Source organism: Afipia sp. 1NLS2 (genome assembly GCF_000178995.1).
Taxonomy (GTDB): domain Bacteria; phylum Pseudomonadota; class Alphaproteobacteria; order Rhizobiales; family Xanthobacteraceae; genus Afipia.
Genome location: NZ_ADVZ01000002.1, coordinates 174,064 through 200,597 on the forward strand (window position 1 = coordinate 174,064; position 26,534 = coordinate 200,597).

A 26,534-nucleotide genomic window follows, 5' to 3' on the forward strand; every position below is an offset into this window, starting at 1 on the left:
TGCCGTGCGCAATTCCGATAGACCCGGTTCCAGGCAGGATTGGGGGTATTTCATGAAGCGTCGCGATTTTCTGAAAGTGTCGGCAGCCAGTGCCGCCGGCGCATCCATTGCCGCGCCGGCGATTGCCCAATCGATGCCGGTCATCAAATGGCGGATGACGTCGAGTTTCCCGAAGTCTCTCGACACGCTCTATGGCGCGGGCGTGGTGATGGCGAAGCAAGTCGCCGAAATGACCGACAACAAATTCCAGATCGAGGTCTTCTCTGCGGGTGAAGTCGTGCCAGGCTTGCAGGCGTTCGACGCCGCTGCGAACGGCACCGTCGAGATGGGACACAGCGTCGCTTACTATTATGTCGGCAAGGACCCCACCTTTGCGGTTTTTTCCTGCGTGCCGTTCGGGCTGAACGCGCGGATGCAGAACTCCTGGTGGTACCAGGGCGGCGGCGAACAGCTCGGCAACGAGTTCTTCAAGAAGTACGGCGTGATCGCGCATCCGTGCGGCAACACCAACACCCAGATGGGTGGCTGGTTTCGCAAGGAGATCAAGACGGTTGCCGATCTGCGTGGCCTGAAAATGCGCATCGGTGGCATCGCGGGGCAGGTCATGGCGAAGCTCGGCGTCGTGCCGCAACAGCTTGCGGGCAGCGACATCTACCCGGCGCTGGAAAAAGGCACCATCGATGCGGCAGAGTGGGTCGGGCCTTACGACGACGAGAAGCTCGGCTTTCAGAAGGTGGCGCCGTTTTATTATTATCCCGGCTTTTGGGAAGGCGGGCCGATGATCCATGTCTTCACGAATCTGGCGAAGTGGAATTCGCTGCCGAAGACCTATCAGGCGATCGTCGCCAATGCGATGGCGAATGCCAACATCTATATGGCGGCGCGCTATGACGAGCAGAATCCCGCAGCTCTGAAACGCCTTGTGGCGAACGGCACGATGCTGCGCCCCTTCAATCAGGACATCCTGCAGGCGGCCTTCAAGGCGACGAACGAGTTGTGGGCGGAAATTTCCGCCAAGAATCCGACCTTCAAGACATCAATCGAGGCGATGCAGGCCTATCGCAACGACGAGTATCTGTGGTGGCAGGTCGCCGAACTGACGTTTGACAACTTCCAGATCCGTTCCCGCAGCCGCGGCTGATACAGGCCTCCCGAAATGCAAAAAGCCCGGCTTTTGAAGCCGGGCTTTCGTATTTGCGGAGCGCTATTTGATGTTGGGTATTCCAAGATCGAGTTGGGGCATCTCGATCTGAGGGATTTCGATCTTCACCTTCGATGGATCGACCGTGGACAGCGTTCCCTTGTAGTGCATCACCATCTGCGGGAACAGGATGACCAGGCAGACCATGATGACCTGGATGATGACGAAAGGCACCGAGCCCCAGTAAATCTGCGCGGTCGTGACAGGCTCCATGCGCCGTCCGCTGACACGGTCGATGTAGGAGTCCTTCGGTGCGACGGATCGCAGGTAGAACAGCGCAAATCCGAATGGCGGATGCATGAACGATGTCTGCATGTTCACGCCGAGGATGACGCCGAACCAGATCAGGTCGATGCCCAATTTCTCCGCGACCGGGCCGAGGAGGGGAATGATGATGAAGGCCAACTCGAAGAAATCGAGGAAGAACGCGAGGACGAAGACGAAGGCGTTCACGAACAGCAGGAAGCCGACTTGGCCGCCCGGTAGCGAGACCAGAAGATGCTCGACCCAGCGGTGGCCATCCACTCCGTAGAAGGTCAGCGAGAAGACGCGCGCGCCGACCAGAATGAACATCACGAAAGCGGAGAGCTTCGCGGTCGACTCGACAGCCTGACGGGTCAGGTCGAACGAGAGCCGGCGCTTCATCAAGCCCAGGATCAGCGCGCCGGTGGCGCCCATGGCACCGCCTTCGGTCGGCGTAGCCACGCCGATGAAGATCGTGCCGAGCACGAGGAAGACGAGGCCGAGCGGAGGAACCATGACGAACACGACCTGTTCGGCAAGGCGCGAGAGCAATTTCAGGCCCAGGAGCTTGTTGAGGACCGCGATCACGAAGGAGATCGCGACCACGAGCGACATGGTGAGAACCACGTAATCCGCACCGGCCTTGACGCTGGTAAAGCTCATCGCGATCAGGGCAAGGATTGTCGAGCCGACAAAGGCGATGAAAAGCGAGAGGGTCATCGTGCGGACAATGCCGATGAACGGCTTGACGAAGATCGCCAGAAGAATCATGAACCAGAAGCCGTGGCGGACCTGCACATTGCTCGAAATCATATCGAACACCGGCGCGGTCCAGTCGAACAGACCGAGCTTGACTGCGAAAAGGTAGGCGGCGCCCGCTGCGGCAAGAGCGGCGACCGGCAGCACCATGCGGTGTTGCGCCGTTTCAGGATCGCGCAGCGTCTGGGCTTCCAACGGGAGGCCGGGTACGGCCTTCGGCGCGAAGATCGTCAGCAGGAAGATGTAGGACGCATAGAGGATCGACAGCACGATGCCGGGGATGAAGGCGCCTTCGTACATGTCGCCGACCGAGCGGCCGAGCTGGTCGGCCATCACGATGAGGACGAGAGAGGGCGGGATGATTTGTGCGAGCGTGCCGGATGCGGCGATGATGCCGGTCGCGACCCGGCGGTCGTAGCCGTAGCGCAACATGATCGGCAGCGAGATCAGGCCCATCGAGATTACTGACGCCGCGACGACGCCGGTGGTGGCGGCAAGCAGGGCGCCGACGAACACCACGGCATAGGCGATGCCGCCGCGGACACTGCCGAAAAGCTGCCCGATGGTTTCGAGCAGATCTTCGGCCATGCCGGATCGTTCGAGGATCAGCCCCATGAAGGTGAAGAACGGAATGGCGAGCAACGTTTCGTTGTTCATCACGCCGTAGACGCGCTCGGGCAGTGCTTGAAGGAAGTCCGGGCGGAACAGGCCGAGCTCGATGCCGATCAAAGCGAACAGCAGGCCGTTCGCGGCGAGCGAGAATGCGACCGGATAGCCGAGGAGCAAAAACAGCACCAACGACGCGAACATGATCGGTGCCATGTATTCAATAAATATCGCAGCCATTCAGTTGCGTCCTTTGAGCGTGAATGCGCTCGCGCGCTTAATGGGTTTCTGAGGAAATAGCTTCGGCAAGCCGCGCCGCTTCGGCCGCAGCCTGTTCCTGAGCGGAAAGTGCCAGCTTGTTGGGATCAGGGAGCAGCCCGCGCATCACGGCAACGCGCTTGATGATTTCGGAGATCGCCTGCACCAGGAGCAGGGCGGAGGCGATTACGAGCAACGACTTGGCCGGCCATTGCGGCAAGCCGCCGGCGCTGAAGGACTGTTCGTTCTGATGATATGAGACAAGGAAGAATGGAATCGACGTCCAGAGCAGAACGATACAGAACGGCAGCAGGAAGAAAACGTGGCCGATCAGATCGATCCAGCTTCTGACTTTGAGCGGCAGGTGATGATTGACGATGTCGATCTTGATGTGATCGCCGTTCAGTAGCGCCCACGGAGAGCACAACAGGAAGACCACGCCGAACAGAACCCATTGCAGTTCAAGGTAGGCGTTCGACGACACGTCGAAAATTTTGCGGATCGTCGCGTTGGCGGACGAGATAATGACGGCAATGACGATCAGCCATGAAAGCCATCGTCCGATCACTGTCGTGAACGAGTCGATGCCGCGACTCAACTTGAGCAAAGTTTGCAATTAAGCCTCCCCCACCGTGCAGACGCCCCGGCATTTTAGCTGGATTGTCTGCCGTCCGTCGAACGCTTCAAGCTGTCCGGGATAAATTCGGGCGGACAAAATCAGCGCCCAAAGCTGCCGTCAATTGGAAGTTTGGAGGTGCCGGAGAATAATGGGATGTGGCATATCAACCACCAGTCACGCTCATATGGCGGCTGACGCTCGGGCCGTTATGGCGGCGGTCGATCACGAAATCATGGCCCTTGGGCTTCAACCCTATCGCACGATCTATCGTAGCGCTCAGCAGGGTATCGTCGGATGACGCACGCAGCGGCTTGCGCAGGTCGGAAGCATCCTCCTGGCCGAGGCAGGTATGCAATGTTCCCGTGCAGGTGATGCGGACGCGGTTGCAGGATTCGCAGAAATTATGCGTCAGCGGGGTGATGAAGCCGAGCTTGCCGCCGGTCTCGCCGACATGGACGTAGCGGGCAGGGCCGCCGGAACTCTCGGACAGGTCGGTCAATGTGAATTGGGTCGCAAGACGTGAGCGCACCATCGACAGCGGCACATACTGGTCAAGACGGCCGCCGCTGATGTCGCCCATCGGCATGACTTCGATCAGCGTCATGTCCATGCCTTCGCCATGCGCCCAGCGCATCAGGGACGGGATCTCGTCCTCGTTCATGTTCTTGAGGGCGACGGCGTTGATCTTCACCCGCAGGCCGGCGCGTTGTGCGGCCTTGATTCCGGCAAGCACCTTGTCGATGTCGCCCCAGCGGGTAATGGCGCGGAACTTGTCGCGGTCGAGCGTGTCGAGCGACACGTTGATCCTGCGTACGCCGCAATCGGCGAGCTCTGCTGCATATTTCTCAAGCTGCGAGCCATTGCTGGTGAGCGTGAGTTCGTTCAGCGCTCCGCTCTGCAAATGGCGCGAGAGCGAGCGGAACAGCGACATCACGTTGCGGCGGACCAGTGGTTCGCCACCGGTCAGGCGCAGCTTACGGACGCCCTTGGCGATGAAGGCGGAACACAGCCGGTCGAGTTCTTCCAGCGTGAGAAGATCGCTGCGGGGCAGGAAGGTCATGTCCTCGGACATGCAGTAGAAGCAGCGCAGGTCGCAGCGGTCGGTCACCGAGACGCGCAGGTAGCTGATCGTCCGTCCGAACGGATCAATCATTGGAGTGGTTTTGGCCGTTGTATCCAGAGGAGCGTCCATCATGTTCCGCCAGCAGAGGTTGCCCGTTCGCACGGTCGGGCAACCTGCTTTATTTAGGCGCTGCAAGGGTCTGGTACAATCGGCGATCCGACGCAGGGGCCCTTTTAGACCAGACGGTTCAGCGGACCGGAGGGAACGGCGACAGGCCGGGCGGCGGCGGTGAAGCGGTTGCGGCAGGCGCGGGCTGGGCTGCAGGAGCAGCCGCCTTGGGCTTCGGATGCGGCTTGCGTTTCGGTTTCTTGGGCGGCGTGGCGGGCTGGAGTTCGGCGACCACCGGGTTCGGATCGAGGATCGGATCAGCGCCAGACTGCTTGACGACCGTGACCTCCATGGTCGCGGGCTGATATTTCGCCAGCGCGTAGGTCACCGTGAAGTTCTCACCGGCCGGGACCTGCACAGAGCAGGGCGTTTTACATCCTGGCCCGACGGACGTTGTCGCGTCGGCCCCCGGAGGCGTGGAATCCAGTTGCAGGGTCACCTGCGGCGGCGTGGATTTGAAGAAATCCGTGGACGAGCAGCCTGCAAGGCTGAGCCCTGCCGCAACGATCAGAACGACACGCATGGATACATCCGTCTTTTTTGATGTGGTTGGCACACGATCCCCACGGCCAAGCACACGATCCCCATACCCAAGCATACGGGTCGCGGCATATGAGCGCAACCGGACGACACTGCATCTTAAGAGACGCGGTTAATGCGGTGTCTTAAGACGCAACATAAAATTGATCCATATCAATTGCTTGCGGCAACAAGCATGTTCGCCACCGTAGCGGGAAGGTCGCGCATATGGGAGATCAGCCGGTCGGGATCGAGATCCTTCACCGCGATCGGCGTGTAGCCGAAATCGACGGCGATGACGGGAACGCCCGCCCGTTTGGCAACCCCGATGTCGGCCCCGGAATCGCCAACCATGATCGCAGCCGCAGGCGTTCCACCTGCACGGGCGATGGTCTGGCGCAGGATGGCGGGGTCGGGTTTCTGGACGCCGAAGGTATCCGCGCCGCAGATCGCGGCGAACCGCGCGCTCATCTTCAGGTTGTTCAGCAGCCGGTTGGAGAGCCACTCGAGCTTGTTGGTGCAGACGGCGAGCCGGTGCCCCTGGCTTGCGAGTTCGTCGAGGGCGGCTTCGGTGCCTTCAAACGGGCGCGTGTTGTCGGAGATGTGGTCGGCGTAGAACGCGATGAAATCGTCGGTCAATTTCGCGACGTAATCCGGTGTGCAGACGCGGCCCTCGGCCTCCAGCCCCCGCTCGATCATGGCGCGCGCGCCGGCGCCGATCATTTTTCGTGCAGGTGCAAGCGGGACGGCCGGGAGGCCTTCGCGCTCCAGCACGAAGTTCAGTGCATTGACGAGGTCCGGCGCACTGTCCACCAGCGTGCCGTCGAGGTCGAAAACGATAAGGGGAAGATTGCTCATGATTGTTCGCTACCGCGCGTCTGGCGCGAGCGCAAGGGGCAGGAAAAATCAGCGGATTTCAGGGGTGGTGACCCTGTTCCTCGGGCCAAATCGAGGGTAGAAAGCCGCGCCGTCCGGGTGATGAGGGTACTGGCGCAATGTCGAAGGAAGAGCTGAAACGGGCCGCGGCCGCGCGGGCCCTGGAGTATGTCGAAAACGGCATGCAACTCGGCCTTGGCACCGGCTCGACGGCGAAGCATTTCGTGGAATTGCTGGGCGAGCGCGTGCGCGGCGGCCTCCGCGTGATCGGGGTGCCGACCTCCGAGGCGACGCGGGCCGATGCCGAACGCTGCGGCGTTCCGCTGACGACGCTGGACGAGATCGATCGTCTTGACCTGACCGTGGATGGCGCCGACGAAATCGACCCCTCGCTCAATCTCATCAAGGGTGGTGGCGGCGCGCTTTTGCGCGAGAAGATCGTCGCGGCGGCCTCGGCGCGGATGGTCGTGATTTCCGATGACAGCAAATGGGTGGACACCCTCGGGCGGTTTCCGCTGCCGGTGGAAGTCATCCCGTTCGGTCTCGGGGCGACACGTCATGCGCTGGCTGCGGCTTTCGCGCAGGCCGGTGTCGCAGGCGAAATAAGCCTTCGGCAGGGCAAGGATGGCCATGCTTTTGTCACCGATGGCGGCCACTGGATCGTGGACGCTCATCTGGGACGTATCCCGGACCCGCCGCGGCTTGCTGCGCTTCTCAGCGCTATTCCCGGCGTCGTGGAGCATGGATTGTTCATCGGCCTTGCGAAAACGGCCATTCTGGCCGGATCGCAGGGACTTCGTATCGTTGATCGGCCGGCAGGCCGGGTTTGAGGAGCTTGAAATGAAGAAGACGATTTACGCCCTTCTGGCGGCTGGCTTTGTCGGCGTGATGGCAGGCCCGGCTTTCGCGCAGTCGAACCCCAACCCGTCACCGGCGGCGATTGCGACCGCCAAGGATATCCTCCACGACAAGCACATCGAGGAACTCTACAAGGAAGCGGTGCCGAGCCTCGTCGAGCGCGCCAAGGGGACGCTCGTGTCGAGCAACCTCAACTACCAGAAGGATCTCAACGAGCTCGCGCCCAAGGTGGCGAAGGACCTCGCCGGTGGTGAGAAGGAGATAGGCGAGGAGATCGCAAAGATCTATGCCTCGCGCTTCTCCGAGCAGGAGCTGAAGGACATCGCCGCCTGGTACAAGTCGCCGCTCGGCAAGAAGGTGATCGAGCAGGAGCCGCAGATCTTCGCAGCCTCGCGCGGCTTCATGGATCAGTGGGCGCAGACCTTCTCCCAGAAGATCATCGACAAGTTCCGCGCCGAGATGAAGGCGCGCGGCAAGGCCATCTGACACCGGCATATCGGTCATTTGCGGCATGCCCGCGAATGACTGGTTTCGGGCGCGCGGGCAGTACATGACAAACTTCGACGTTGATCTGTTTGTGATCGGGGGCGGCTCCGGTGGTGTCCGTGCGGCCCGCATCGCGGCGGGTTATGGCGCGCGCGTCATGATTGCCGAGGAATATCGCTTCGGCGGTACCTGCGTGATCCGCGGCTGCGTGCCGAAGAAGCTGATGATGCTGGCCTCGCTGGTCTCGACCGAGGTGAAGGACGCCGCCGGGTTCGGCTGGACCATTCCGGAAGCGAACTTCGACTGGACGATACTGATTGCCAACAAGGACAAGGAAATTGCCCGCCTTGAAGGCATCTACGCCGCAAACCTCGAAAAGGCCGGTGCCCAGACAGTGAAGGCGCGCGCGGTGTTCGAGGACCCGCATACGCTGCGGCTCTCAACCGGCGAGAAGGTTACGGCCAAACACGTTCTGATCGCGACCGGTGGCATGCCCAATCATGGCGCGGCGATCCCCGGCATCGAGCATGTGATTTCCTCGAACGAAGTTTTCCATCTGGAGAAATTCCCCGAGCGCATCGTCATTCAGGGCGGCGGCTATATCGCGCTCGAGTTCGCCTCGATCTTCAACGGCCTCGGCTCCGACGTCACGCTGATCTATCGTGGCGACAACATCCTGCGCGGCTTCGACGAGGATGTGCGCAAGCACGTTCGCGGCGAGATGGAGAAGGCGGGCGTCACGCTTCTGACCTCCTGCACGGTCGATCGCGTGGACCGCCACGGCGATGTTTTCACTGCGCATCTGTCGAACGGCTCGAGCGTCGCCGCCGATCAGGTGATGTTCGCGATCGGCCGCCATCCCTGCGTCAACGGGCTAGGTCTGGAAAAGGCCGGCGTCGCGCTCAATCCCGTCAATGGCGGCATCGCGGTGGACGAGCATTCGCGCACCAATGTCCCGAATATCTACGCGGTGGGCGATGTCACTCACCGCATGAACCTGACGCCGGTGGCGATCAGGGAAGGGCACGCCTTCGCCGACACGGTGTTCGGCAACAAGCCGGTCGTCGTCGATCACGACAGCATTCCGACAGCGGTGTTCTCGCAGCCGCAGGTCGGGACCGTCGGCCTGACCGAGGAAGTGGCTCGCGCACGATATAACCGCGTCGATATCTACAAGGCCGATTTCCGTCCGATCAAGGCGACGATGTCCGGCAGCGAGAGCCGCGTGCTGATGAAACTCATTGTCGATGGCTCCACGGATCGCGTTCTTGGCTGCCATATCGTCGGCCCCGAGGCTGCCGAGTTGACGCAGGTGGTAGCCATCGCCATCAAGATGAAAGCGACCAAGGCCGACTTTGACGCCACCATGGCCTTGCATCCGACGAGCGCCGAAGAACTCGTCACCATGCGCACGCCCACGGCGCGGCACGTCCGGCAAGCGGCAGAATAACCTCTCCTGTAACTTCCTGGTGGACGAATTTACCCGTGCCGGTGTTAGCTGGTCTGTCAGACCGGCGCTGCCCGGATTCCGGTCTGTATGAAAAAAACACCGGGGGGAGAGAACATCCATGGTTTATCGAGTACCGCAGACCTGCGCCCTTGTTCTGGCGCTGGCTTTGCTGACGCCGGTGGCGGCAACGGCCCAGATCGCCGTATCCGCCAATGACGGCAAGTCGGCTTTGAATGACGGCAAGTCCCAGGTGCGCGATCCGCTCGTGCCGGATAGCGTTTTCGTCATCGACCTCAACCAGTCGCCGCCGAAGGTGATCGGCGAGGTGGCCGCGCCCGCCAGCGCGGTGGGGCCGCCGACCAGCGTCGCGGTTGCCAAGGATGAATCGTTCGCGCTGGTCACCGGCGCGATGAAGGTCGATCCGGCCGATCCGAAGAAGATCGTTGCCGATAACAGGCTCTCGGTGATCGACCTGAAGGCGAAGCCGCCGGTGGTGTCCGCCACGCTGGAAGCCGGGCCGGGGGCTGCGGGCGTCTCGATCAATCCTGCGGGCAACCTTGCGCTCGTGGCAAATCGTTCCGAGGGCACGGTTTCGATCTTCAAGATCAGCGGCAAAACGTTGACGCCTGCGGGTAAGATTGACTTCGGCGCGCCGAAATCGGGCCCCTGCGCGGTGGCTTTCACCCCGGATGGCAAACTCGCTTTCGTCACCCGCGATGGCGACAACAAGGTCTCGGTGCTGAAGATCGACGGCGACAAGATCGAATACACCAAGCGCGATATCGCCGCGGGTCTGCGTCCCTACGGCATCAACATGTCGCCGAAGGGCGACGTGGCGGTGGTGGCCGATCTCGGTCTCAACAACGGCAATGGCGATGACGACACGGTCAGCATCATCGACGTGAAGGCGAATCCGCCGCGCACCATCGATGCCGTCACCGTCGGTCCGACGCCCGAGGGCATGACGCTGTCCCGTGACGGGCAGTACCTCGCGCTTGCGGTCATGAACGGTTCGAACAAGTCCAAGTCCGCGCCGATCTACAATGACCACGGCATCCTGAAAATCTATCGTCTCAAGGACAAGAAGCTGTCTTTCGTGACGCAAACGAATGTCGGCCACTGGTGTCAGGGCGTGACCTTCAACAAGAACGCCAAGAAGGTGCTGGTCCAGTGCATGATCGAGAACGAGATCATGGTGTTCGACTTCGACGGCAAAAAGCTGAAAAAGAGCGCGTCGCTGAAGGCCAACGGACCGGCGGGCATCCGCATCGCGGATTGATGACAAGTCATTCCGGGGCGCGAGCAAAGCGAGCGCCCCCGGAATCCAGACGTTCGAGATTCCGGGTCTGCGGCTTCGCCGCATCCCGGAATGACATTGCGATATAAAACCTCCGGGTGATCCCGGATTTTAAGGCCGCCACCGGTCCCGGACTGGCGGCGGCTTTTTCCGCCCAAGACCGGGCAGGGCGCTGACCCCCGCTTAACTGGTTGACCAGACAGGACGAATTGCGGGTGGAAAGCGGCGGGTGGGCTGTGTATATAAGCCCCGGCCGATCATGGGACGATCAGGCAGGAGTTTTCGATCATGGCTGAGCGGTGGACGCCCGATAGCTGGCGCAAGAAACCGGTTTTGCAGGTGCCGGAATATCCGGACGCGAAGGCGTTGGCGGATATCGAGGGGCAGCTTGCGACCTTTCCGCCTCTGGTTTTTGCAGGTGAGGCACGCAACCTGAAGAAGGCGCTGGCGCGCGTGGCCGCCGGCGAAGCCTTCCTGTTGCAGGGCGGCGATTGCGCCGAGAGCTTTGCCGAGCACGGCGCCAACAACATTCGCGACTTTTTCCGCGTCTTCCTGCAGATGGCGGTGGTGCTGACTTATGCCGGCGCGTTGCCGGTGGTGAAGGTCGGCCGCATCGCCGGTCAGTTCGCCAAGCCGCGTTCCTCGCCGACCGAAAAGATCAACGGCGTCGAACTGCCGAGCTATCGCGGCGACATCGTCAACGACATCGCCTTCACGGCGGAAGCGCGCGTGCCCGATCCGCGCCGCCAGCTTGCGGCCTACCGGCAGTCGGCGGCGACGCTCAATCTGTTGCGTGCATTCGCGACCGGCGGCTTCGCCAATCTCGGCAGCGTGCATCAGTGGATGCTCGGATTCGTCAAGGATTCGCAGCAGTCGCGCCGTTACAAGGAATTGGCGGACCGCATTTCCGACGCGCTGAACTTCATGCGCGCCTGCGGCCTCAATCTGGAAAGCCATCCGGAACTGCGTGCGACCGAGTTCTACACCAGCCATGAGGCGCTGCTGCTCGGCTACGAGCAGGCGTTCACGCGCGTCGATTCCACCACCGGCGACTGGTACGCGACATCCGGGCACATGCTCTGGATCGGTGACCGCACGCGCCAGCTCGATCACGGGCATGTCGAATACTTCCGCGGCATCAAGAACCCGATCGGCCTGAAGTGCGGCCCGTCGCTGAAGCCGGATGAACTCTTGAAGCTGATCGACATCCTCAACCCGGACAACGAGCCGGGACGGTTGACGCTCATCAACCGCTCGGGCGCAGACAAGGTCGGCGAGACGCTGCCGCACTTCATCCGCGCGGTGCAGCGCGAGGGCAAGTCGGTGGTGTGGTCCTGCGATCCGATGCACGGCAACACGATCACCTCGACGTCCGGCTACAAGACGCGGCCGTTCGACCGCATCCTGTCCGAGTTGAAGTCGTTCTTCGAGGTTCACGCGGCCGAAGGCACCCATGCCGGCGGCGTGCATCTGGAGATGACCGGGCAGGACGTCACCGAGTGCATCGGCGGCGCGCGTGCGATCACCGACGAGGATCTCAACGACCGCTATCACACGGTCTGCGATCCGCGCCTGAATGCCGAACAGTCGATCGACATGGCATTCCTGATCGCGGAATTCCTCAAGCAGGGCCGGGAGCGCAAGGCGCAGCCGCTGCCTGCGGTGGCCGGCCTCTGACGTGCTGCGCTTCTGGCGCGCGACCATCAACAGCCTCAACGGCCTTATCTTCGCGTTCCGCTCCGAACGGGCGGTTCGCGAAGAGGTCGTGGCGCTGATCCTGGCTCTTCCATTGTCATGGCTGGTCGGCGTCACGCCTGCACGCAGGGTGGAGCTGGTTGTTGTCGTGCTCCTTCTTCTCGTCGTCGAGTTGCTCAATACCGCGATCGAGAAGCTGGCCGATCGCCTGACGCTGGATCACGACCCGCAGATCGGCCGGGTCAAGGATATGGGCTCCGCCGCGGTTGGTGTGGCGCTCGCCATCGCCGGTCTGACCTGGCTGTTCGCCATCGCCGAGCGGATCGGGATCATCTGAGCAAAGCCCGCAATTGCGAAAGCCTCGCGTGGCGGGCTACAACAGGCCCATGACTGAATCCGCAAAATTTACGGTGACCCTGGCGCAGCTCAATCCGACGGTGGGTGACATCGCCGGGAATGCCGCCAAGGCGCGGGACGCGCGTGCGAAGGCGGCGGCGGATGGCGCCGCTCTCGTGGTGCTGCCCGAGCTTTTCCTGTGCGGCTACCCGCCGGAAGACATCGTCCTCAAGCCCTCGTTTCAGGCGCGATGCCGCATAGCCGTGGAAGAGCTTGCACGCGAGACCTCCGACGGCAGCCCGGCGGTGCTGATCGGCACGCCATGGGTCGAGGAGGGCAAGCTCTATAACGCGGTGGCGCTGCTCGATGGCGGGCGCATCGCCGGTCTGCGCTTCAAGGCCAACCTGCCGAATTACGGCGTGTTCGACGAGAAGCGTATCTTTGCGCGGGGCCCGGCGGCGGGACCTCTGACCATTCGCGGTGTTCGCATCGGCGTGCCGATCTGCGAAGACACATGGATGGAGGAGTCGGCGGAGTATGAGAACGTCGTCGAATGCCTCTCTGAGACCGGCGCTGAGATCCTGATCGTGCCAAATGGCTCGCCTTACGCGCGGGCCAAGAACGATATCCGCCTGTCGATGGCGGTAGGGCGCGTGACCGAAAGTGGCCTGCCGTTTGTTTACGTCAATCAGGTCGGCGGTCAGGACGAACTGGTGTTCGACGGCGCGTCGTTTGCGCTCAATGCCGACCGCTCCCTCGCGGCGCAGCTTCCCTGTTTCGAGGAAGTGACGACGACGCTGACATGGACAAAGAGTGCGAAGGGATGGACCTGCAAGGGGCCGATCTCGCCGCTGATCGAGGGCGACCGGGCGGACTATGCCGCCTGCGTGCTGGGATTGCGCGATTATGTCGGCAAGAACGGCTTTCCCGGCGTGCTGCTCGGTATTTCGGGCGGCATTGATTCAGCATTGTGCCTTGCCATCGCGGTCGATGCCATCGGCGTCGAGCGTGTGCGCGGCGTGATGCTGCCATTTCGGTTCACCGCGAAGGAGTCGATCGAGGATGCGGCGCGGATCGCGCGCGGGCTCGGCATCCGCTACGACGTGCTGCCGATTGCGGCGGCGGTGAACGGTTTCGAGGATATCCTGAAGGATGTCTTCAATGGCAAGCCGCGCGACGTGACGGAGGAGAACCTTCAGGCGCGTACCCGCGGCGTGCTCTTGATGGCGATCTCTAACAAGTTCGGCGACATGCTAGTGACCACCGGCAACAAGTCCGAAATGTCGGTCGGCTACGCGACGCTGTACGGCGACATGAACGGCGGCTTCAACCCGATCAAGGATATCTACAAGACCGAAGTGTTTCGTCTGTCCTCGCTGCGCAATTCATGGAAGCCGGAAGGCGCGCTCGGTCCGTCCGGCAAGGTCATTCCGGTCAGCATCATCGCGCGTCCTCCGACGGCGGAATTGCGCGAGAACCAGACCGACCAGGACTCGCTGCCGCCTTATGAAATTCTCGACGGCATTCTGGAGCGGCTCGTCGAACGCGATATGTCGGTCGCCGAGATCGTAGGTGATGGTTTCGATCGCGATACGGTGCTGCGTATCGACCGGCTGCTCAACCTCGCGGAATATAAGCGTCGGCAGGCTGCGCCGGGCGTGAAGGTCACGCGCAAGAACTTTGGGCGCGACCGCCGCTACCCGATCACCAACCGCTTTCGCGACAATGGCGACCGCGATCCCGAACCCGACCATGCGCTGGTGTCCCGCTCGCGCCGGGACACGACCGAGGTTTTTGACGGGTGAGCGACGCTCGCCGTTAGCGGTTGTTCGGAATGAAGGTCGGGCCGACCGAGCGGATCTTGCCCGGATCCGTATTTGCCTCCGGTGCCGATGCGGCGGGAGCCGAGGTCTGGGGCTGCTTCGCAGGCGCGGTGCGTGGCGGCTGCGACATCCGCCTGGCGCGGTCCTCGGTCACGGTAATGTCGCCTTGCTCCGCGCCGCTCGACGTATCCACGTTCTTCAGCGCATCGGCCCAGCTCTGCCCCGGTGCGCGGCAACTGCACGTCTTGTCGTACTGGGTGCGGAAGTGGAAGGCGTTCGGTGACTGCGAGTAGGGTTGGCCGTTGATTGAGACGGCCTGTGCGATGTCCTCGCCCGGATTGTGATAGGTGTACAGCGTGACCTGCGCATTCGGACACAGGCTCTTGCAGGTGCGCTCGTCATCCGCGAAGCGGCTCGGCACAGTCGCGAATGAAATCGGGAAATAGGAGCCGTCGCAGCTTTTGACGCAGACGGTGCGGTAGGTGCCGGATTGCGGTGCGTTCGGATCGACCGCGCCATTGTTGTCGGAGGGACCGCCGCCGAAGAGGTTGCTCAGGAAGTTTCCGGAGCGCACCATGTTGGCGTATTGCGGGCCGCAATTGTTCTGCGCCAGCGCAAGGATCACCGAACGCCGCTGCGGATCGTCGGCGCTGTTTGCCGATCCTGTACGCAGCCTCTCCAGGCTGGAGGTGATCTGGTCGAGGTTCTGGCGCATCTGCTGGATCTGGTTGTTGATCGGGCCGCATTGAGCGGAGCGGCCGTTGAACAGCGAGAAGAACCCGGAACTGTCGCAGCCCTGATCCCGCGCCCGCGCCTGAACGCGCTCCAGTTCGGCCTGCTGGCGGTTCGCGGCATCCTCATAACGCCGGATCTGGTCGGCCTTGCCGGCATCGCCGCCGCCCTGGCTGCGGTCGATGGCGGCCAACTGGCCTTCAAGGCGCTGGCACATCGGGCTGCCCTGACCACCGCTGCCCGGTGTGAAATTCTGCGCAAAAGCGGGGGCCGACAGCCCTGCGATAGCGAGGGCAGCCAGCATCGGCAGGGATCGAGGGAGCATCGCCAAGTACTTATCCGGGAAAGCAGCCGCAGGCGCGGCCAATGCGGGTTTGCATAGCCGTTTCAGGGGGCAAGGTCACGCCGATTTCTGGGCGCTCTCAAGGCAAGGCAGGGCGTCCCGTGAATAACGCAAGGCCGGCGAAGCCGCGATTTACCGCTGGCAGGTGATGGCGACGTAAGCCTCGGCGCGCGAAGCCGGGCTCCGGGTGGAGGCCGGAATGGCGCCGGTGATGTCCTCATTCTCGACGCGGTGGTAGGAACTCGCCCGCGCGAATTGATGGGATTCGCAATACATCCGCGCCGCGGAAGCGCCGCAACTCGCGCCATTGGCGAGGCATTCGTCGATGCCATAGCCGTCCGGCTGATTGGCGATGATGAATACGCGGCTATCGGCATAAGCAGGCAAGGAGGAGAGGGCGAAAACGCACAACGCAGCCGCGGAACTCAGTCGCATGGGGCACCAAAAACGAGAATCGGAAGCCCGACACGGATAAGGCTAAAATGTTAAAAATCATTAACCCGCCTGTTTCGGAGCACTAGCCGCCGTTGACCAGGCTGCGGGCTGCCCCTTGACGGGGCGCGCGGGGCTGGCCATTGTGCCGGCCATGAACGGTTCTTCCTCGTTTTTCGGCATTTGCCACGAGATTATTAGCTAGCGATTCGCTGGCTGGAGCCGTCTTTTCTCACATCGAGATCACCTGACGCCCGGCCACGAGTGTGGTGGTTCGCGTGTCCGCATCATGTCGGCGGCCCGTTCATTTGGGCGCACGTACGAATTCGGACGCCAGGGCAAGGGAATGATGTCTATGGAGCTGAGGCTCTACGATACGCTGACGAAGGACAAACGTGCCTTCAAGCCGATCGATCCGCGCAACGTGCGGATGTACGTCTGCGGACCGACGGTCTACGACTTCGCCCATATCGGCAATGCGCGCCCGGTCATCGTGTTCGACGTGCTGTTCCGCCTGCTGCGGCACATCTACGGCGAGCAGCACGTCACTTACGTGCGCAACATCACCGACGTCGATGACAAGATCAACGACCGCGCGCTGCGCGACTATCCTGGCCTGCCGCTGAACGAGGCGATCCGCAAGGTCACGGAAAAGACCGCGACGCAGTTTCATGCCGACGTTGATGCACTCGGCTGCCTGAAGCCAACCGTCGAGCCGCGCGCGACCGATTTCGTGCTGCCGCGCGCCGACGGCAAGGCCGACATGGTGTCGCTCATCAAGACTCTCATCGATCGCGGTCATGCCTATGAAGCGAACGGCGAGGTGCTGTTCGACACCGCTTCGATGCCGGATTACGGCAAGCTTTCCGGCCGCAGGCTCGACGAGCAGCAAGCGGGCGCGCGCATCGCGGTGGACGCACACAAGAAACATCCGGCCGACTTTGTGTTGTGGAAGCAATCCTCCGCGGATGAGCCGGGCTGGGACAGCCCGTGGGGCCGGGGACGGCCCGGCTGGCACATCGAATGCTCGGCCATGAGCGCCGCCTATTTGGGCGACGTGTTCGACATCCATGGCGGCGGGCTCGACCTGATCTTCCCGCACCATGAAAACGAGATCGCTCAATCGCGCTGCGCCCACGGCACGCATGCGATGGCGAACTACTGGCTGCATAACGGCTTCCTGCAGGTCGAAGGCGAGAAGATGTCGAAGAGCCTCGGCAACTTCGTCACCATCAATGAACTCTTGAAGGACTGGCCGGGCGAGGTCGTGCGCCTCAACATGCTCAAGACCCATTATCGTTCGCCGATCGACTGGACGGTGAAGGGGCTGGAGGAAAGCGCGAAGGTTCTAGACGACTGGTACGCAACTGCGGGTGATATCAAGGGCAGCGCGCCTGCAGGCACAGTGCTCGATACGCTCGCGGACGATCTTAACACCGCGCAGACTGTCGCGGCACTGCATGGCCTGCGCCATCAGGCGGAACGGGGCGGCGAAGCCGAGCGCAATGAATTCGCTTCATCGCTCCGGTTGCTGGGCTTTCTGGCAGAGACACGAGCGGATTGGGATGCCCGCAAGCAGGAGGCAAGCGGCGTCGATGCCGCGCAAGTGAGTGCCCTGATCGCGGATCGCACGGCCGCCCGCGCGCGCAAGGACTGGAAAGAATCCGACCGTATCCGCGATGAACTCGCGGCGATGGGCGTCGCCATCAAGGATTCCAAGGAAGGCACCACCTGGGAGATCGCGCGATGAAAGAGCCCGAGACGCCTTTTCCACGCCACTGGCGCTATTATATCGTGTTGAAGTGGTGCGTGATCGCTTTGGCGGTCGCGCTCGCATTCAAGTTTTTCGGATATTGGTGATGGCACAGGCGCTTCCCAAAATCGGGCTGCGGCCATTCCTGCCGGCCGATACCTCGATTCTCGCGGCGATCTTCATCGCCAGCATCGAGGAACTGACCGAGGATAGTTATTCCGAGGCGCAGCGCGAGGCATGGGCTTCACGCGCCGAGGATGAGGCGGCGTTCGGCAAAAAACTTGGCGCGCAACTGACACTGGTTGCGACGGTGCAGGGCTCGCCGGTCGGCTTTGCTTCGCTGAGAGGCGCCGACCATCTCGACATGTTGTTCGTGCATCCGGGAGCGGTCCGGCAGGGCGTGGCAAGCACGCTGTGCGATGCGCTTGAAAAACTCGCGGCGGCGCGCGGTGCGAAGCTTATGAGCGTCGATGCCAGCGATTCCGCGCAGGAGTTTTTCGCGGGCCGTGGCTATCTCGGCCAGCAGCGCAATTCGATTTCCATTGGCGACGAATGGCTCGCCAACACCACCATGACCAAAGCACTCGGCGACACGCCGCCCGAGGATAATCCAAGACTTCGACAATAAGGTTGGCATCATGAGCCGCGAACGACTCTATCTTTTCGACACCACGCTGCGCGACGGCGCGCAGACCAGCGGGGTCGATTTCACGCTGCACGACAAGCGCGTGATCGCGCAGATGCTTGACGATCTCGGCCTCGATTATGTCGAGGGCGGTTATCCGGGCGCGAACCCGGCGGACAGCGAATTCTTCAGCACCCATCCGAAATTTGCCCACGCGAAGTTCACCGCGTTCGGCATGGTGCGCCGCGCGGGCCGTTCAGCGTCGAACGACCCCGGATTCGTCGGCGTGCTGGAGGCGAAGGCCGATGCGTTCTGTCTCGTGGCGAAATCCTCCGCCTATCAGGTGCGGGTCGCGCTCGAGACGACGAAGGAGGAAAACCTCGCCTCAATCCGCGACAGCGTGAGCGCCGCCGCGAAGAAAAGCGGCGAGGCCATGCTCGACTGCGAGCATTTTTTCGACGGCTACAAGGAAGACCCGGAGTTCGCGCTGGCATGTGCCAAGGCCGCCTATGAGTCCGGCGCGCGCTGGGTGGTGCTGTGCGACACCAACGGCGGCACCATGCCGGATGAGGTTGAGGCGATCGTCGGCGAGGTGACGAAGCACATCCCCGGCACGCATCTCGGCATCCATGCGCATGACGATACCGGGCAGGCGGTTGCGAATTCGCTCGCGGCGGTGCGCGCGGGCGTGCGCCAGATCCAGGGTACGCTGAACGGCCTCGGCGAGCGTTGCGGCAACGCCAATCTGTGCTCGCTGATTCCGACGCTGAAACTGAAAAAGCCATTCGTCGATACGTTCGAGATCGGCGTGTCGGATGCGAAGCTCGCCACACTGACGCAGGTTTCGCGCGCGCTCGACGATATCCTGAACCGCGTGCCCGACAAGCATGCGCCGTATGTCGGCGAAAGCGCGTTCGTCACCAAGACCGGCATTCATGCGTCGGCGGTGCTGAAGGACCCGCACACCTACGAGCACATCGCGCCGGATGTCGTCGGCAACCGCCGCCAGGTTCTGGTGTCGGATCAGGCCGGGCGCTCGAACGTGCTGGCGGCGCTGGAGCGCGCGGGCATTGCCTTCGACAAGAACGATCCGAAAGTCACGCGCCTCGTCGAGGAGATGAAGGAGCGGGAAGCGGGTGGTTATGCCTACGAATCCGCCGATGCGTCGTTCGAGCTGCTGGCGCGGCGCACGCTCGGCCATGTACCGGATTACTTTCGCGTCGTGCAGTTCGACGTCAATGTCGAGCAGCGCTCCAACGGGAACGGTCCGCACACTGTTGCTCTCGCGGTGGTGAAGGTCGAGGTCGCGGGCGAGGTGCTGATCTCGGCGGCGGAAGGCAATGGCCCCGTCAACGCGCTCGACGTCGCGCTGCGCAAGGATCTCGGCAAGTATCAGAAATACATCGACGGCCTGAAACTGACCGATTACCGCGTGCGTATCCTCAATGGCGGCACCGAGGCGGTGACGCGCGTGCTGGTGGAGAGCGAAGACGAGAACGGCGCGCGCTGGACCACCATCGGCGTATCGTCCAACGTGATCGACGCTTCGTTCCAGGCGCTGATGGATTCGCTCACCTACAAGCTGGTGAAGTCAGGCGCGCCAGCCTGACGATTGCCAGCCGGGAGATATCTTCCGGGATTACATCTGCGCGGTGACGGCTTCCGCCGGTGCCGGAGCGGACTGCGAACTTGAGGCTGCGGCCTCCAGCTTCGGCACGATGTCCTCGACGCGATTGGCCGTGAGGAAGTTCACCGCCAGTCCCTGACGGATGAATTCTTTCTGGCGCATGTGCGCGAGCAGCGACAACAGCGGCTCCCAGAAATTGCCGATGTTGGCCAGCAGCACCGGCTTGGTGTGGCGACCGAGCTGTGCCCACGTCATTTGCTCGACCAGCTCTTCCAGCGTGCCGATCCCGCCGGGCAGGGCGACGAAGGCGTCGGAATGTTCGAACATGAGTTGCTTGCGCTCATGCATGTTGTTGGTGACGATCAATTCCTGCGCGCGATCCAGCATATGCTCGCGGGCAATCAGGAAGTCCGGGATGATGCCGGTCACCTTGCCGCCGTGGTCGAGAACGCCATTGGCGACCGCGCCCATCAGGCCGATAGAGCCGCCCCCATACACCAGGCCGATGCCGTTCTCGGCAAAGGCTTTGCCGAGGGCGCTCGCTGCTTCCATGAACTGGGGGTCTGTACCTGGGCCGGAACCGCAATAAACGCAGACAGTCTTAATAATATTGGTCTTGGTCATCGACTCGATGTGGCATTGCCGTGTGACCTCGTCAAGACGAGCCGGGACGTGGCCTGTACGGCGCCGGGCAGAAAAACGCCCCGGCCGGATGCGGAACCGCCTGTGGCGTCCTATATGACAGGTCTATGTTGCCGAATCGAAGCCCGGCGCAGGGCGTTTCGCCCCGAAGCCGCAGGATTGTGAATGACCGCCTCTGATACGCCCGATCAAAATCGCCCCGCCCGAGCGGTGGCGAACGCCTCGCTGACCGCGACGCTGGTGCAGCTCTGGCCATATATCTGGCCGGGAGAGCGGGCCGACCTGAAAATGCGCGTGGTCTGGTCGATGGTGCTTCTGGTGATCGCCAAGGCGCTTACCATGATCGTGCCGTTCACCTTCAAATGGGCGATCGATGCGCTGAACGGGCAGGGCAGCGCGCCGGTCGCGCCGTCGAACTGGATGATGTGGCTGCTCGCCTCGCCGATCATTCTGACGGTGAGCTACGGCGCCACCCGCGTCCTGATGGCAGTGTTCACGCAGTGGCGCGACGGCATCTTCGCCAAGGTCGCGATGCATGCGGTGCGCAAACTCGCGTACCTCACCTTCGTGCACATGCACGAATTGTCGCTGCGTTTTCATCTCCAGCGCAAGACCGGCGGGCTGACGCGCGTTCTGGAGCGCGGCCGCACCGGGATCGAGACCATCGTGCGGCTCGCCGTGCAGCAACTGGCGCCGACCGTCGTCGAACTGACGATGATGATGGGCGTGCTGCTGTATCAGTTCGACTGGCGCTACGTGCTGATCACGGTCGGCACCGTGCTGGCCTATATGTGGTTCACCTATGTCGCGACCGAGTGGCGGATCGATATTCGCCGCCGCATGAACGAGTCCGACACCGAAGCTAACACCAAGGCCATCGACTCGCTGCTCAATTACGAGACGGTGAAGTATTTCGGCGCGGAGACGCGCGAGGCGCAGCGTTACGACGCCTCGATGGAGCGTTACGAGCGCGCCAGCACCAAGACCTACACCTCGCTCGCTTGGCTCAACACCGGACAGGCGGTGATTTTCTCGTTCGGCATCACCGCGACGATGGTGCTGTGCGCCATCGGCATCCGCAACGGCACCCAGAGCGTCGGCGATTTCGTCATGATCAATGCCATGATGATCCAGCTCTATCAGCCGCTGAACTTCATGGGCTTCGTCTATCGCGAGATCAAGCAGGCGATCATCGACATCGAGATGATGTTCGGCGTGCTGAGCCGCAATCCGGAAGTGAAGGATAGGCCCGGCGCGAAACCGCTGCAGGTGACGTCGGGCACGGTGCGTTTCGAGGACGTGCATTTCCATTACGACCCCGACCGTGAGATTCTCAAGGGTATCACGTTCGAGGTGCCCGCCGGCAAGACGGTCGCGATCGTCGGCCCGTCGGGCGCGGGCAAGTCGACAATCTCGCGGCTGCTGTTTCGCCTTTACGATCTGAGCAGCGGACGCATCACCATCGACGGGCAGGACATTCGCGACGTGCAGCAGACATCGCTGCGCGCGGCAATCGGTATGGTGCCGCAGGATACGGTGCTGTTCAACGACACCATCCGCTACAACATCCGCTATGGCCGCTGGGATGCGAGCGATGCCGATGTCGAGGCTGCCGCGCAGATGGCGCAGATCGACGGCTTCATCCGCATGTCGCCGCAGGGCTACGAGACGGAAGTCGGCGAGCGCGGCTTGAAACTGTCGGGTGGCGAGAAGCAGCGCGTGGCCATCGCGCGCACCATCCTCAAGGGGCCGCCGATCCTTGTGCTGGACGAGGCGACCTCCGCGCTCGACAGCCATACCGAACGGGAAATCCAGGACGAACTGGAAAAGGTGTCGCGCAACCGCACCTCGCTGGTGATCGCGCATCGCCTGTCCACCATCGTCAGCGCCGACGAGATCATCGTGCTCGAGCGCGGACGCATCGCCGAGCGTGGCACGCACATGCAGTTGCTTGCGATGGATGGCCTGTACGCCAGCATGTGGAACAGGCAGCGTGAGGCCGACGAGGCGCGCGAGAAGCTCGCCCAGTTCGGCGACGACGAACTGGCCGGGAAGGACGGACAGGCTGGGGATGTTTCGCCTGCACGGGATGCCGCGGAGTAGGCAGTACCAGCCCGAACGAACAGGCGCTTTTCCGAGACTTTTTGTGGCGCACGCCCTAGAATAGGCAAAGATTCCCGCTCTCTCGCCGAAACGAGAAAGCAGACGTTGCCGGACCACTCATTTTCATCGCTGTAAAGCGGATATCCTTCGGAGTCCCATGTCGATCGCCAATTCCATCCGCGCGCAAATCCCGCCGATCCATCAGGAGGGATACCCTTTCATTGGCGGCTTCGCTCTGGCGAGCCTGATCCTGTTCTGGCTGTGGGCGCCGCTCGGCTGGATCGGCGTCGTGCTGACGATCTGGTGCGCGCTGTTCTTCCGCGATCCCGTCCGTACCACGCCGGTGCGGGAAGGGCTTGTCGTGGCGCCGGCCGATGGCCGGGTGTCGATGGTGCAGCCGGTGGTGCCGCCCGCCGAGCTTGGCCTCGGCGACAAGCCGTTGATGCGGATTTCCATCTTCATGAGCGTGTTCAACTGCCATGTGAACCGCAGCCCCGTGGCGGGCCGGATCGAACGCATCGCCTATCGCCCCGGCAAGTTCATCAATGCCGAACTCGACAAGGCGAGCGAGGACAACGAGCGCAATTCGCTGGTGATCGCGACGCCTGCGGGGCGCATCGGCGTCATCCAGATCGCGGGGCTCGTCGCGCGGCGCATCGTCTCCTTCGTGCGCGAGGGCGAAAGCCTTGCCGCAGGACAGCGCTTCGGTCTGATCCGGTTTGGCTCGCGGCTCGATGTTTTCCTCCCCGATGGCGCCAAACCGCTGGTGGCGGTAGGGCAGACGGCGGTGGCGGGGGAGACTGTGCTGGCCGATTTCCAGATGGGCGATGGCGGCCGCGTCTACCGCACGGATTAACCTTATCCGCCATGCGATTGCGGAAGATGAGCGGCTTGCCGCATGGCTTTAAGTCATGTTGGCGGACCACGATAATCCCCATATAAAGGGTTCATGAGCACACACCCCCGTTCTGACAAGCCCGATATGCAACGCCGCCGGTTCGGCTCGATCCCGGTGCGGGTCTTGGTGCCCAATGTCATCACGCTTCTCGCGCTGTGCGCGGGCCTGTCCGCCATCCGAATGTCGATCGAGGGGCGCAACGAACTGGCGCTCGGCGCGATCGTGTTCGCGGCCATTCTCGACGGCATCGACGGCCGCGTGGCGCGGATGATCAAGGGGCAGTCGCGTTTCGGAGCCGAACTCGACAGCCTCGCCGATTTCGTGAACTTCGGCGTGACCCCGGCGCTGATCCTGTATTTCTGGCAGTTGCACGACTTCAACAATGTCGGCTGGATCGCTGCGATGATCTTCGCGATTTCAAGCTGCCTGCGGCTCGCGCGCTTCAATACGCAGATCGACCAGCCGAGTGATCTGCCGTTCGCGGCGAATTACTTCACCGGCGTGCCGGCGCCGCTGGGCGCGCTCTGCGTGCTGCTGCCGATGTATCTGGTGCTGATCGGGTTGCCGCAACTGCCGACGACGGTGATTTTGATTTTCACGCTGACCATGGCGTTCCTGATGGTGTCGCGCCTGCCTGTTTATTCCGGCAAGAAGCTCGGTGCCCGCGTATCGCCGGAAGCAGCGGTGCCGCTGGTCATCTTCGCGGTTCTGTTTATCGCCGTGCTCATCAGCTATCCGTGGTATGTGCTGAGCGTCGGGTCGATGATCTATCTTGCCGCGCTGCCGATTAGCTGGGCAGCCTTCCGCAAGCAGGAGCGGGCCTTCCGCGCGCAGCAGAGCGGTGGACAGGGTGTCGCTTCCGCGACCGCGCCGGAGCCGGTGTTCACACCGCCGTCGGATTCGGAAGCCTCCGATCGGCCGACGCGGCTGAACTGATTCCGCCAGATGACGGTCAGGCGGTGATATTCACGCCGCCGGCCGGAGCTGCACCACCGCCTTGCGACGGGGTTGCCGTCTGCTGGGAAGCCTGCTGGGCTTCGTCGACGGCTTCCTGATCGGCCTTGATCGTGGCTTCATCGGCCTTGGCGGCCTGGTCCGCGGCAAGCTTGGCCTGGGCCTGCGCCAGGGTGGCCTGTGAGGAAATGGAATTGCTGATCGCAGTCATTTCAATTCTCGCCGGTTGATCCTTCAGAGACTACGCCTGCGATCTTTTCAAAATATTAACCATGATGACGCGAGGCCTCGCGTGGGGCAGCTTCTCGCGCGCAGCGTGAGGCCTTTTGCTCCCCGCGTTTCATAAGCTTTACGCGAATTTAATTGCGCCGACGCTACGGTTTGGAATGCGGCTCAGAACGGCCGTTGTGCGCGTCGGAGTACTTCATGGATATTACCACTAGCATCGGCCTGGTCGCCGGCAGCATCGTCATTGTCGCGCTGGTGCTGACAGGTGGCGACCTGCACATGTTCATCAGCGAACATGCGATGATCATCATTTTCGGTGGTTCGATTTCCGCGACGCTGATTCGCTTCCCGCTGGTTTCGATTCTGCACGGTCTGCCGCTGGGCGCGAAATACGCCTTCACCATGAGCCGCACCACCGCACGTGGTCTGGTCGATGAACTCGCCGGCGTTGCCGAGATCGCCCGCAAGCAGGGCCCGGTCGGGCTTGAAAAGGTGGAAACGCCGGACCCGTTTCTGGCCAAGGGCATCCGCTACGTCGCCGACGGTTACGACATGGATTTCATTCGCGACAACCTCGAGCGCGACCGTGACAATTTCCTGATGCATCTCGATGAGGGCAGCAAGATCTACCGCGCGGTGGGCGACTGCGCGCCCGCGTTCGGCATGGTCGGCACATTGATCGGCATGGTGCAGATGTTTGCCAACATGACTGACCCCTCCAAGCTTGGCCCGTATATGGCGACCGCGCTGCTCGCGACGCTGTACGGCGCGGTGGTCGCGAACCTGTTCTGCTTGCCGATCGCCGACAAGCTGCACGGCAAGCTGCTCGATGAAGAAACCAACCGCACGATCATCATCGACGGAATTTTGATGATCCGCGACGCCAAGAGCCCGACGCTGGTGCGAGAAATGCTGCTCGCTTACCTGCCGGAAAAACATCGGCACGAAGCCGGCGAGCCGGTGCCCGCGTAAGCGGCGCCTGCGCGGGGCAGGGACAGCACCATGGCCAAGAAAAAACGCGGCGAGGCCCATGCGGGAGGACACGGCTGGTTCGTGACCTTCGCCGACCTGATGGGCCTGATGATGAGCTTTTTCGTCATGCTGGTCGCGTTTTCCAATCAGGACCAGACCAAGCTGAAGATCGTCGCGGGCTCGATGCGCGAGGCTTTCGGCGTGGCCAATGCGCGCTATTCGGGTGTGATCGAAACCGACGGCCTGCCGACGCGGCCGAAGCTGAAGAATGTCGACCATATTCCGCCGGAGGAGGCGTCCAACACGCCGTCGCCGGATGAAAAGGAGCAGGCCAAACTTTACGGCGCCCGCATCAAGACCGATCGCGAGTTTGCGCTGGCCTCGGCCTCGCTACGGCAGGCCTTGCAGGACATGCCGGAGATGACGGAGCTGTCCAAGCACATCATGTTCGAGGAGACCAAGCAGGGTCTCAACCTCGAGATCGTCGATCAGGATGGCCGTTCGATGTTTGCGGAAGGCTCGCGCGAGCCTTATGAGCGCACGCGCATGCTGATCCGCAAGCTGGCGGCGCCGTTGCGGCAGTCGCCGCTGCGGGTGGCGATCGTCGGCCATACCTCGTCGGATTTCACCTCGCCGCGCCCCGGCTATGATGCCTTCGATCTCTCCGCCGACCGCGCCAATGCGGTGCGTCAGATTCTGGAGCGGGCAGGGCTGCCGAGCACCCATATCTTCTCGGTTTCCGGCAAGGCGGACAGTGAGCCGCTGTTTCCGGACGATCCCTCGCTGGCTGCCAACCGCCGCGTGACCATCACCCTGATGCGGGAAGATCCGCCACTGCCGCCGGATTTAAAACCCTAATGGCTTGATTAAACTAAAGTTTAATCAGCTACTATATTACCTTAATGTGAGTTCCCTGCTTCATGCATTGGGCAGGAAGCCCCAGCGGTGTTATACGGTCGCCGCTGATC

General features: G+C 62.3%; 25 protein-coding genes. 16 read left to right on the top strand and 9 right to left on the bottom strand.

Features of this window, described 5'->3' with window-relative positions:
- Window positions 1-52: 52 nt before the first annotated feature.
- Complete coding sequence (locus tag AFIDRAFT_RS09565) at window positions 53-1,141, top strand: TRAP transporter substrate-binding protein (protein ID WP_009339145.1); 1,089 nt, start codon at window positions 53-55, stop codon at window positions 1,139-1,141.
- A 63-nt stretch (window positions 1,142-1,204) separates the two neighbouring features.
- Here the strand turns inward: AFIDRAFT_RS09565 and AFIDRAFT_RS09570 are convergent, their stop codons facing one another.
- From AFIDRAFT_RS09570 to AFIDRAFT_RS09590, 5 genes are all read right to left on the bottom strand, one after another.
- On the bottom strand, window positions 1,205-3,049 hold the full coding sequence (locus tag AFIDRAFT_RS09570; protein ID WP_009339146.1) for a TRAP transporter large permease: 1,845 nt from the start codon (window positions 3,047-3,049) through the stop codon (window positions 1,205-1,207).
- 37 nt (window positions 3,050-3,086) lie between these two features.
- Window positions 3,087-3,683, bottom strand: coding sequence for a TRAP transporter small permease subunit (locus tag AFIDRAFT_RS09575; protein WP_009339147.1), 597 nt, complete (start codon window positions 3,681-3,683; stop codon window positions 3,087-3,089).
- 166 nt (window positions 3,684-3,849) lie between these two features.
- On the bottom strand, window positions 3,850-4,881 hold the full coding sequence (moaA, locus tag AFIDRAFT_RS09580; protein WP_040298241.1) for a GTP 3',8-cyclase MoaA: 1,032 nt from the start codon (window positions 4,879-4,881) through the stop codon (window positions 3,850-3,852).
- Between the two features lie 115 nt (window positions 4,882-4,996).
- A complete protein-coding gene (locus AFIDRAFT_RS09585; protein ID WP_009339149.1) occupies window positions 4,997-5,440 on the bottom strand; it encodes a PEGA domain-containing protein in 444 nt (147 codons plus the stop codon).
- A gap of 170 nt (window positions 5,441-5,610) precedes the next feature.
- On the bottom strand, window positions 5,611-6,294 hold the full coding sequence (locus AFIDRAFT_RS09590; RefSeq protein WP_009339150.1) for an HAD-IA family hydrolase: 684 nt from the start codon (window positions 6,292-6,294) through the stop codon (window positions 5,611-5,613).
- 137 nt (window positions 6,295-6,431) lie between these two features.
- On the opposite strand from AFIDRAFT_RS09590, the gene rpiA reads away from it, so the two are divergent.
- From rpiA to AFIDRAFT_RS09625, 7 genes are all read left to right on the top strand, one after another.
- Window positions 6,432-7,142: a ribose-5-phosphate isomerase RpiA gene (gene rpiA / locus AFIDRAFT_RS09595; protein WP_009339151.1), complete on the top strand. Its 711-nt coding sequence runs from the start codon at window positions 6,432-6,434 to the stop codon at window positions 7,140-7,142.
- A gap of 10 nt (window positions 7,143-7,152) precedes the next feature.
- On the top strand, window positions 7,153-7,656 hold the full coding sequence (locus AFIDRAFT_RS09600; RefSeq protein WP_009339152.1) for a DUF2059 domain-containing protein: 504 nt from the start codon (window positions 7,153-7,155) through the stop codon (window positions 7,654-7,656).
- A gap of 64 nt (window positions 7,657-7,720) precedes the next feature.
- Window positions 7,721-9,106 (top strand): glutathione-disulfide reductase, encoded by a 1,386-nt coding sequence (gene gor, locus AFIDRAFT_RS09605; protein ID WP_040298325.1) that lies wholly within the window; start codon window positions 7,721-7,723, stop codon window positions 9,104-9,106.
- Window positions 9,107-9,224: 118 nt separating this feature from the next.
- On the top strand, window positions 9,225-10,385 hold the full coding sequence (locus AFIDRAFT_RS09610; protein WP_009339154.1) for a YncE family protein: 1,161 nt from the start codon (window positions 9,225-9,227) through the stop codon (window positions 10,383-10,385).
- 306 nt (window positions 10,386-10,691) lie between these two features.
- A complete protein-coding gene (locus tag AFIDRAFT_RS09615; protein ID WP_009339155.1) occupies window positions 10,692-12,080 on the top strand; it encodes a class II 3-deoxy-7-phosphoheptulonate synthase in 1,389 nt (462 codons plus the stop codon).
- Between the two features lies 1 nt (window position 12,081).
- Window positions 12,082-12,435: a diacylglycerol kinase gene (locus tag AFIDRAFT_RS09620; protein WP_009339156.1), complete on the top strand. Its 354-nt coding sequence runs from the start codon at window positions 12,082-12,084 to the stop codon at window positions 12,433-12,435.
- Window positions 12,436-12,484: 49 nt separating this feature from the next.
- Window positions 12,485-14,239, top strand: a complete 1,755-nt coding sequence (locus tag AFIDRAFT_RS09625) for an NAD+ synthase (protein ID WP_009339157.1) — start codon at window positions 12,485-12,487, stop codon at window positions 14,237-14,239.
- A 13-nt stretch (window positions 14,240-14,252) separates the two neighbouring features.
- Here the strand turns inward: AFIDRAFT_RS09625 and AFIDRAFT_RS09630 are convergent, their stop codons facing one another.
- Window positions 14,253-15,314 (bottom strand): DUF2865 domain-containing protein, encoded by a 1,062-nt coding sequence (locus AFIDRAFT_RS09630; protein WP_040298327.1) that lies wholly within the window; start codon window positions 15,312-15,314, stop codon window positions 14,253-14,255.
- Window positions 15,315-15,464: 150 nt separating this feature from the next.
- Complete coding sequence (locus tag AFIDRAFT_RS09635) at window positions 15,465-15,767, bottom strand: hypothetical protein (protein ID WP_009339159.1); 303 nt, start codon at window positions 15,765-15,767, stop codon at window positions 15,465-15,467.
- A gap of 352 nt (window positions 15,768-16,119) precedes the next feature.
- Between AFIDRAFT_RS09635 and cysS the strand changes: the two genes are divergently transcribed.
- From cysS to cimA, 3 genes are all read left to right on the top strand, one after another.
- Complete coding sequence (cysS, locus tag AFIDRAFT_RS09640) at window positions 16,120-17,514, top strand: cysteine--tRNA ligase (RefSeq protein WP_009339160.1); 1,395 nt, start codon at window positions 16,120-16,122, stop codon at window positions 17,512-17,514.
- 109 nt (window positions 17,515-17,623) lie between these two features.
- Window positions 17,624-18,145: a GNAT family N-acetyltransferase gene (locus AFIDRAFT_RS09645; protein ID WP_009339162.1), complete on the top strand. Its 522-nt coding sequence runs from the start codon at window positions 17,624-17,626 to the stop codon at window positions 18,143-18,145.
- Between the two features lie 10 nt (window positions 18,146-18,155).
- Window positions 18,156-19,751, top strand: a complete 1,596-nt coding sequence (cimA, locus tag AFIDRAFT_RS09650; RefSeq protein ID WP_009339163.1) for a citramalate synthase — start codon at window positions 18,156-18,158, stop codon at window positions 19,749-19,751.
- Between the two features lie 30 nt (window positions 19,752-19,781).
- On the opposite strand, the gene AFIDRAFT_RS09655 is transcribed toward cimA, so the two are convergent.
- The gene (locus AFIDRAFT_RS09655) at window positions 19,782-20,393 is read right to left on the bottom strand and encodes an LOG family protein (RefSeq protein WP_009339164.1); all 612 of its coding nucleotides are present in this window, start codon (window positions 20,391-20,393) and stop codon (window positions 19,782-19,784) included.
- A gap of 183 nt (window positions 20,394-20,576) precedes the next feature.
- On the opposite strand from AFIDRAFT_RS09655, the gene AFIDRAFT_RS09660 reads away from it, so the two are divergent.
- From AFIDRAFT_RS09660 to AFIDRAFT_RS09670, 3 genes are all read left to right on the top strand, one after another.
- The gene (locus tag AFIDRAFT_RS09660) at window positions 20,577-22,514 is read left to right on the top strand and encodes an ABCB family ABC transporter ATP-binding protein/permease (RefSeq protein ID WP_009339165.1); all 1,938 of its coding nucleotides are present in this window, start codon (window positions 20,577-20,579) and stop codon (window positions 22,512-22,514) included.
- Between the two features lie 142 nt (window positions 22,515-22,656).
- Entirely contained in the window at window positions 22,657-23,370 is a 714-nt protein-coding gene (locus AFIDRAFT_RS09665) for a phosphatidylserine decarboxylase (RefSeq protein WP_283804992.1), read from the top strand.
- A gap of 93 nt (window positions 23,371-23,463) precedes the next feature.
- Window positions 23,464-24,348: a CDP-alcohol phosphatidyltransferase family protein gene (locus tag AFIDRAFT_RS09670; RefSeq protein WP_009339167.1), complete on the top strand. Its 885-nt coding sequence runs from the start codon at window positions 23,464-23,466 to the stop codon at window positions 24,346-24,348.
- A 16-nt stretch (window positions 24,349-24,364) separates the two neighbouring features.
- On the opposite strand, the gene AFIDRAFT_RS09675 is transcribed toward AFIDRAFT_RS09670, so the two are convergent.
- Entirely contained in the window at window positions 24,365-24,577 is a 213-nt protein-coding gene (locus tag AFIDRAFT_RS09675) for a hypothetical protein (protein ID WP_009339168.1), read from the bottom strand.
- 215 nt (window positions 24,578-24,792) lie between these two features.
- Here AFIDRAFT_RS09675 and AFIDRAFT_RS09680 point away from each other — a divergent pair, with 215 nt between their 5' ends.
- Together AFIDRAFT_RS09680 and AFIDRAFT_RS09685 are read left to right on the top strand one after the other, a co-directional pair.
- A complete protein-coding gene (locus AFIDRAFT_RS09680) occupies window positions 24,793-25,566 on the top strand; it encodes a motility protein A (RefSeq protein ID WP_009339169.1) in 774 nt (257 codons plus the stop codon).
- A gap of 30 nt (window positions 25,567-25,596) precedes the next feature.
- Window positions 25,597-26,424 carry an OmpA/MotB family protein gene (locus AFIDRAFT_RS09685; RefSeq protein WP_009339170.1) on the top strand — a complete coding sequence of 276 codons (828 nt, stop codon included), beginning with the start codon at window positions 25,597-25,599 and terminating at the stop codon, window positions 26,422-26,424.
- Window positions 26,425-26,534: the final 110 nt, after the last annotated feature.